The organism is Streptomyces sp. NPDC060205 (genome assembly GCF_042728395.1).
Classification (GTDB): domain Bacteria; phylum Actinomycetota; class Actinomycetes; order Streptomycetales; family Streptomycetaceae; genus Streptomyces.
This window is the reverse complement of the sequence record NZ_JBHWZP010000450.1, coordinates 1-6,271: the sequence shown is the minus strand read 5'-3', so window position 1 is coordinate 6,271 and position 6,271 is coordinate 1. Positions and strand designations below refer to the sequence as shown.

At 71.2% G+C, this 6,271-nt stretch carries 6 protein-coding genes; 4 read left to right on the top strand and 2 right to left on the bottom strand.

Annotated elements, in window-relative coordinates:
- The first annotated feature begins 386 nt into the window (after positions 1–386).
- Positions 387–1,202 carry a class I SAM-dependent methyltransferase gene (locus tag ACFWGJ_RS40640; protein ID WP_387333993.1) on the top strand — a complete coding sequence of 272 codons (816 nt, stop codon included), beginning with the start codon at positions 387–389 and terminating at the stop codon, positions 1,200–1,202.
- A gap of 103 nt (positions 1,203–1,305) precedes the next feature.
- Here ACFWGJ_RS40640 and ACFWGJ_RS40635 read toward each other — a convergent pair whose 3' ends face one another.
- Entirely contained in the window at positions 1,306–2,796 is a 1,491-nt protein-coding gene (locus ACFWGJ_RS40635; protein ID WP_387333992.1) for an FG-GAP and VCBS repeat-containing protein, read from the bottom strand.
- Between the two features lie 279 nt (positions 2,797–3,075).
- Between ACFWGJ_RS40635 and ACFWGJ_RS40630 the strand changes: the two genes are divergently transcribed.
- The 3 genes from ACFWGJ_RS40630 to ACFWGJ_RS40620 all read left to right on the top strand — a co-directional run bounded on the left by ACFWGJ_RS40630 (position 3,076) and on the right by ACFWGJ_RS40620 (position 5,370).
- Positions 3,076–3,897 (top strand): DUF6461 domain-containing protein, encoded by an 822-nt coding sequence (locus ACFWGJ_RS40630; protein WP_387333991.1) that lies wholly within the window; start codon positions 3,076–3,078, stop codon positions 3,895–3,897.
- A 135-nt stretch (positions 3,898–4,032) separates the two neighbouring features.
- Positions 4,033–4,590 (top strand): hypothetical protein, encoded by a 558-nt coding sequence (locus ACFWGJ_RS40625; RefSeq protein ID WP_387333990.1) that lies wholly within the window; start codon positions 4,033–4,035, stop codon positions 4,588–4,590.
- 54 nt (positions 4,591–4,644) lie between these two features.
- Entirely contained in the window at positions 4,645–5,370 is a 726-nt protein-coding gene (locus ACFWGJ_RS40620; RefSeq protein WP_387333988.1) for a GNAT family N-acetyltransferase, read from the top strand.
- 22 nt (positions 5,371–5,392) lie between these two features.
- Here ACFWGJ_RS40620 and ACFWGJ_RS40615 read toward each other — a convergent pair.
- A partial coding sequence (locus tag ACFWGJ_RS40615; RefSeq protein WP_387333986.1) for a hypothetical protein occupies positions 5,393–6,271 on the bottom strand: 879 nt, incomplete at its 5' end.

Here is a 6,271-nt window from a genome sequence, read left to right as displayed (position 1 = left end):
GCACCGGTTTGGCGGCCCCCGGGGCGTGGGGTTGGGCCGGGGGGGGGGCCGGCGGGGCCCGGGCGGCGCCGCGCTCCAGCGCGGCGACCGCCCACTCGCGCCCGAATCCGCGTGAGGCACCGGTGATGAACCAGATCTTCTGCGTCATGGCATCCTCCTCAGGAAACTCGTCGGCCGGGCCCGCGCCGTCATGCCGTTGCGCGTGGCAGTGCGGGCCCTCCGGCTCCAGGACTCCAGCGAACACCTTCGAGTGCGCTCCAGGGCAAATCGACACCCGCTGACCAGGGGCCTTTGGCCACCGCTGTCCGGTGGGGCGCGCGGAGCCCGGCAACCCCTGCCTGAACGGCCCCCGTCCTCCCTGGTGGGCACGGACTACGGTGGGATACGTGTCAGGGTTCTCCGTGCGGAAGTTCTACGACGAGTTGGCCGGCGACTACCACCTGATGTTCCGGGACTGGGACGCGAGCATGGCCTACCAGGCCGACGTACTGGACGGGCTCATCCGCACCTCTCTCGGCGCGGGACCTCACACCGTCCTGGACTGCTCGTGCGGGATCGGCACCCAGGCCATCGGGCTGGCCCGGGCCGGGCACCAGGTCGTCGGCAGCGACCTGAGTCCGGTCGCCGCCGCACGCGCCGCCGCCGAAGCGTCGGTCCGGGGCCGCCGGCTTCCGACCGCCGCGGCCGACATGCGCCAGCTGCCCTTCAAGGACGCGTCATTCGACGTCGTCCTCTGCGCGGACAACTCGCTCCCCCACCTGCTCTCCGGGCAGGACGTCCGGGCGGCGCTCCTCGGCATGGGACGGGTACTGCGGGACGACGGACTGTTGCTGATCACTGTCCGGGCCTACGAGGAGTCACGCCGGAGCAGACCCACGGCGACATCTCCGCAGGTCTCGGAGACCCGCGACGGCCAAGTGATCACCTTCCAGCTGTGGCACTGGCACGAGGACGGCGAGCGCTACGACCTGGAGTACTTCCAGCTCACTCCCGCCGACGGCACCTGGCGGGTCCGAGTCCGCCGGAGCACCTACTGGGCACTGACGACCCGGCAGGTGACAGAGTTCGTGACGGAAGCCGGCTTCACCGACATCACCTGGCACAGTCCGGCTGACGGCGGGTACTACCAGCCCGTACTCACCGCCCGACGCGCTCCCTCTGCGCGGAGCAGATCCGCCGACGCACCCGGACCGGGGCGGTGAGGCGGCCCGTGCGCCTCGGCCGTAGCCGGCTTGCCCCGGCCGGACATGACGGTGGGGCGGCACCGGGCCGCCCCACCGAACCCCTGTCGCCCGATCGGGTCGCTCAGCGCAGGAGCGCGCCGAAGCGGGCGCCAGTGGCGGGAGCCGAGAGGTCGCCGGCGCCGAACGCGAGGGACGACGTGGCCGTGAGACCGGTCGCCGTGCCGCGCAGCACCCAGACCGCGCCGTTCCAGCTGTTCTCGGCCTGGGAACCGGCCGCGAGGTCGGCGTGGCCGTCACCGTCGACGTCCAGCAGCGCGCTGCTCACACCGAACTCGTCGCCGTTCTCGGCGACTCCGGGTACCCCGGCGGTGTCCTGGTGGAAGGTCTGCGTACCGGCGCCCGTGACACCGGAGGCGCTGCCGGGGACCAGGGCGACGGACCCGGCGTCGGTGATGTCGCCGATGTCCTCGCCCGCGATGCCGAGCGCGATGTCGCCGAAGCCGTCACCGTTGACGTCCCCGATCGAGGCCGAGGTGCCCAGCCCGTCGCCCTCCTCCTCGACACCGGGGAAGCCGGGCAGGTCCTGGTCGAAGGTCTGGACGCGGTCCTCGGACAGGCCGGTGGCCGATCCGAACGCGAGCTGCGCCCTGTCGCCGCTCCAGTAGTTGCCCACCACGACGTCGTCGAACCCGTCGTTGTTCACGTCCCCGACGCCGGTGCCCGTCCCGGTCGCCGTGCCGTCCGAGGGGACCCAGCCTCTGGTGAAACCCGTGCTGCCGCCGCCGAGGAACAGACGGTTGCCCCACTGGCCGTCACCCGCGTACCTCCAGGCGACGATGTCGTCCTTGCCGTCACCGTTGATGTCGCCGGTCCGGGTGGAGCCGATGGGCCCGCTGATCGAGTCGCCGTCCTCCTGGCAGCCGCTGGTGGCCGTGGCGCAGGACGCGTCGTTGACGTCGTAGCCCCACCAGTCGGCCTTGTCCAGCAGCGGCAGGGTGGCGGTGGGCTGTCCGGCACGCGTGAGCGGGCCCTTCCACACGGTGGCGTCACCGCTCGACGGGTCGTCGCCCGCGCCGGTCAGGTAGGAGAACAGGGCGAGGTCCGTCTTGCCGTCGCCGTCGAAGTCGCCGGTCGTGGGGGACTGCCCGTACCCAGGTATGGCCGTGCCACCGGTGAGTCCGGAGGCGGAGCCCCACAGGATGACGGAGCCGGGACTGCCGCCCGAGATCACCAGGTCGCTGAAGCCGTCGCCGTCCAGGTCGCCCTTGGTGAAGTTGGTCCCGAAGCGCTGGTTCGCGGTGGCGGAGCCGGGAACACCGCTGGTGGAGCGGCTGATGAGCTTCTTGTTGGCGGCGGAGATCCCATTGGCGGAGCCGTACGTGACGGCCACGTAGCCCGCCTTGGCCTTGCTGGAGATCGTGGCGTCCGGAGCCGACACGACCAGGTCGGCGTATCCGTCGCCGTTGAAGTCGTCCTGCGTGTCCGCGGACCCGGTGGCCGCGAGCGCCGGGCCCCCGGTGAGGACCATGGCACCGAATCCTCCGGCGAGCAGCACCGCGGCTGCCAGGTGTGCGGTGAGCGCGGTACGGGTCCGGCGGTGTGCTCGGGACATACGTGAGCCTTTCGAGTCGGTCGGTTCGGTACGCGGAAGGCCGCGTTCGGTGGGTACGACTCCAGCCGGGCCACCCCAGTTGTACGTCCCAATGTCATGGATTCGTAACCGAGGGGACAGGTGTGACGCTGAACTCCCCTGTTGCTCAAGGGAGTTCAGCACGGTGCCGATCGGCGTCGGCGTCCTCTCGAAGGTCGCGAGGCATGGGTGACGGTTGCGGAAGCCGGCCTCTCAGCGGCACGAGTGGGATTGTCAGTGGCGTCAGGCACACTGCGCCGTATGAACTCGGTGACCGCGCACGACTACGCCTGGATCCGCACCTCGCCGCTCTTTCGGCACATGATGGAGAGCGGATACACCCTCACGCTGGTACGAGGGCGGACGCCGCGCGAGGTGCTGCGCGCGATGGAGGCGGAACCGCGCGGCACCGGGGAGGGCACGGCCGGACTGATCGCGGCGGACGACGCCCACCGCGCCGAGTTGGGCTACGACTACTGGGACGAGTCCTACGTCGCGGGTGCCTTCAACACTCCGGGCGAGCACGGTGACTGGACACTCGTCCTCGGCTTCGACGGTGGCCTGGGGTTGACGGCCCCGAGCGTGGAGACGCTGTCGAAGGGCGGCCGAATCGTGGCGCACTCGACCAACGGCGGCAAACCCATCCACCTCGTCCACTGGTACGAGGACGGTGAGCTCCGTACGACGTTCGAGGGCCCTTCGTCGCGCGACGGCAGCACCCCGGACGAACTGGTCCCCATGCTGCGGGAAGTGGGCTTCCCTCTGACGCCCGAGGGAGAGCACGACGAGAGCGCTCCGGACGTCGACCGCAAGGCGGCGGCCTTCGCTCTGACCGAGAGACTGACCGGCGTACGCGTCACCGAATCCCTCCTCCAAAAGGCCGTGTACGAGCTGGGACTGGTCCCGGAAGAGCCCGCCGAGGAATGGACCGGGCTGGTCATCGACATCACCGACGCCCACGGGAAGCGCCTGTACAAGGAGTGGACCTACGAGGAGATCGCGACGGCGTCGGACCGCGCACGAGCGGAGGCGAACGCGCCGATCGTGATCACCTACGACGACCAGCCGGACAAGGACGCCTAGGAGCACACCTTTCGACCGGCCCCCCACCCGTCACCTTACAGATGAAACCTCACGCTCGGTCCCCCTTGAATTGAATACCTAACACTCGTAGCCTTACGACTGTTATCCGGGTGGAGCGAGCAGAACGGAAGCAGCATGAGCAGCATCACGAACACCGAAGCAACGGGCGTGGCCGCTCCCGGGGCGTTCGTCTCCTTCGTGCGGTTCGTGGTGTGCGGTGGGGGTGTCGGGGTTCTCGCCAGTGGCGCGGTGGCGCTGCTGGCCGGGGTGGTGCCGTGGGTGGTGGCGAACGCGGTGATCACCGTCGCGTCGACCGTTCTGTGCACCGAGCTGCATGCGCTGTTCACCTTCGGGACCGGCCGGCGGGCCGGGTGGCGGCGGCACTGGCAGTCGGCGGGCTCGGCGACGGCCGCGTACGCGGTGACCTCGCTCGCGATACTCGTCCTGCACCTGGTGCAGTCGTCACCCGGGGCACTCACCGAGCAGATCGTCTACCTCGGGGCCTCCGGGCTCGCGGGGGTCGGGCGGTTCCTGCTACTTCGGCTGTTCGTCTTCACGGGTGACCCCGAGCGGACAGAACTCAGCAAGTCCTCCCGGCCGCAGCCCGCACGGGCGATGGCCCCGGTGGCCCTCGCGGGCATCTCGCTCCCGCAGGTGTCCCGTTCTCATCTGGTACTCGCCGCTGGAACCTGATCGACCGACCACGGATGCGGTGGGCGCCCCGCACGGGCTGACAGGATCGGGGACATGCCGGTCGATCCGTTGGTGGTGCGGGCCCGTGGACTCTGGGAAGACCTGGCCCAGGTTCCGGTGTCGTTCGGCCCGCGACCGGGCAGTGTGGACGTGGTCGTCTCCCCGCGGTCCAGGCTGTGTCCGCGCGGCTGGGTCGGAGTGGTCGTTCTGGGCGGCTCAGCGATCGTGACCGCGCCGACCGACGGTGTCGCACGGGTCGTTCGTGACGCACTGGGGAACCTGCCGGTGGAGGCCGTCGTGGATGGCGTACTGGTCCAGGAGGCCCTTCCGGTAGGCCGGGTGCTCGGGCCCGCGGCGCTCGCCTATGTGTCCCCGGCGAATTTTCGGCCGGCGGAAGCTGGTGCGTTGACGGTGGAACAACTGCCTGCCGCTCATCCGGACCTGCGTGCCTTGGAGCAAGCGGCCGGTGAGGGCGACGCCGGTGAGGCCTCTCTGGATGAGGTCACGTCGCTCGCGTTCGTGGTCCGTGAGCAGGGTCGCGTGGTTGCCGCCGCGGGATACCGGGCCTGGCCGAGGCAGACGGCGCATGTCAGCGTCCTGACCGCGCCGGACTCACGCGGGCGAGGGCTGGCCCGGGTGACGGGTACGGCGGCTGTCGCTCAGGCCCTCGCCGAAGGGCTGTTGCCGCAGTGGCGTGCGCGCACGCCAGCCTCCCGGCGCGTTGCCGGCGCTCTGGGTTTCGCGGAGCTGGGCTTCCAACTCAGCATCGAGGTCGCCTGAGAGCCGGGGCCGACGGTCCCGGTCAAGGCGTCGGGAACATCAGCCGTACTCCGTACGTCCGCTCCGCGTCGCGCAGGGCCGGGACCAGCGTGGTGCGCAAGTCGCGGACCTCCTCGGCGTGTGTGTCGAGGAAGTGTCGGCGCAGGGTTCGCCGGAGTGGTTCGCGGGCGGCTTCGACCGGACGCATGCAGGTGGCGTACGCGCTGCCGAGGGCGCGGTCCTGGCGGGCGTAGTCCGCCGTGCTCGCGTTCATCATGGTCCGGTCCACGAGGGCGAAGAACGCGTCCTCGTCGCGGGCCCGGTAGCCCTTGCCGGCGAGGCAGCCGGGCAGGGTGCGCAGGGCCCGTACGGCTGCGGGGTCGCGCCGGGAGGCCGAGAGTTCGCCGAACCACCGCCGCTGCAACGGCAGATAGACCTCCCGTACCTTCTCGCCCGCGGCCTCACCGCGCGCGCGGCAGCGCCGGATCTCGGCGTCGCTGCCCGTCCGCCCCGGAGTCGAACCGGCCGCGGGTACGGGCACCTCGGTGCCGTGGCCGAAGCCGTGCCGGCCGAGGTAGACGAGGTCGGGCAGTTCGGCGTACGAGATGAAGGCGAGCGGTGGCTCCTGCGGCAGCCCGGTTCCGGCCTCGCGGGCGCAGTCGGCGGCGACGGAGCGTGCCACCTGCTGTCTGAAGACGTCCAGGCCCTGGGTCCAGCGGGACTCGGCCCCGGTCGCGGGGAGCACCAGGAGCGCCGGATCGTCGGGCAGGGCGCGGGTCACCCGGGCGGGTGCCACCGTGGCGGGCGGCCCCGGCACGGGCCCGGTCGCGGCGGTCGGCTCAGCCGTGGCGGAGCAGGCGCCGAGCAGCAGCGCGGCCGTCGCCGCGAGGGCCGCGCGCGAGAGAGTCGTACGGGTCACGTC

What these genes read in the sequence shown, in the direction of transcription:
- ACFWGJ_RS40635 (WP_387333992.1), bottom strand. Translation starts at nt 2,796, where the DNA reads ATGTCCCGAGCACACCGCCGGACCCGTACCGCGCTCACCGCACACCTG.
- ACFWGJ_RS40630 (WP_387333991.1), top strand. Translation starts at nt 3,076, where the DNA reads ATGAACTCGGTGACCGCGCACGACTACGCCTGGATCCGCACCTCGCCG.
- ACFWGJ_RS40625 (WP_387333990.1), top strand. Translation starts at nt 4,033, where the DNA reads ATGAGCAGCATCACGAACACCGAAGCAACGGGCGTGGCCGCTCCCGGG.
- ACFWGJ_RS40620 (WP_387333988.1), top strand. Translation starts at nt 4,645, where the DNA reads ATGCCGGTCGATCCGTTGGTGGTGCGGGCCCGTGGACTCTGGGAAGAC.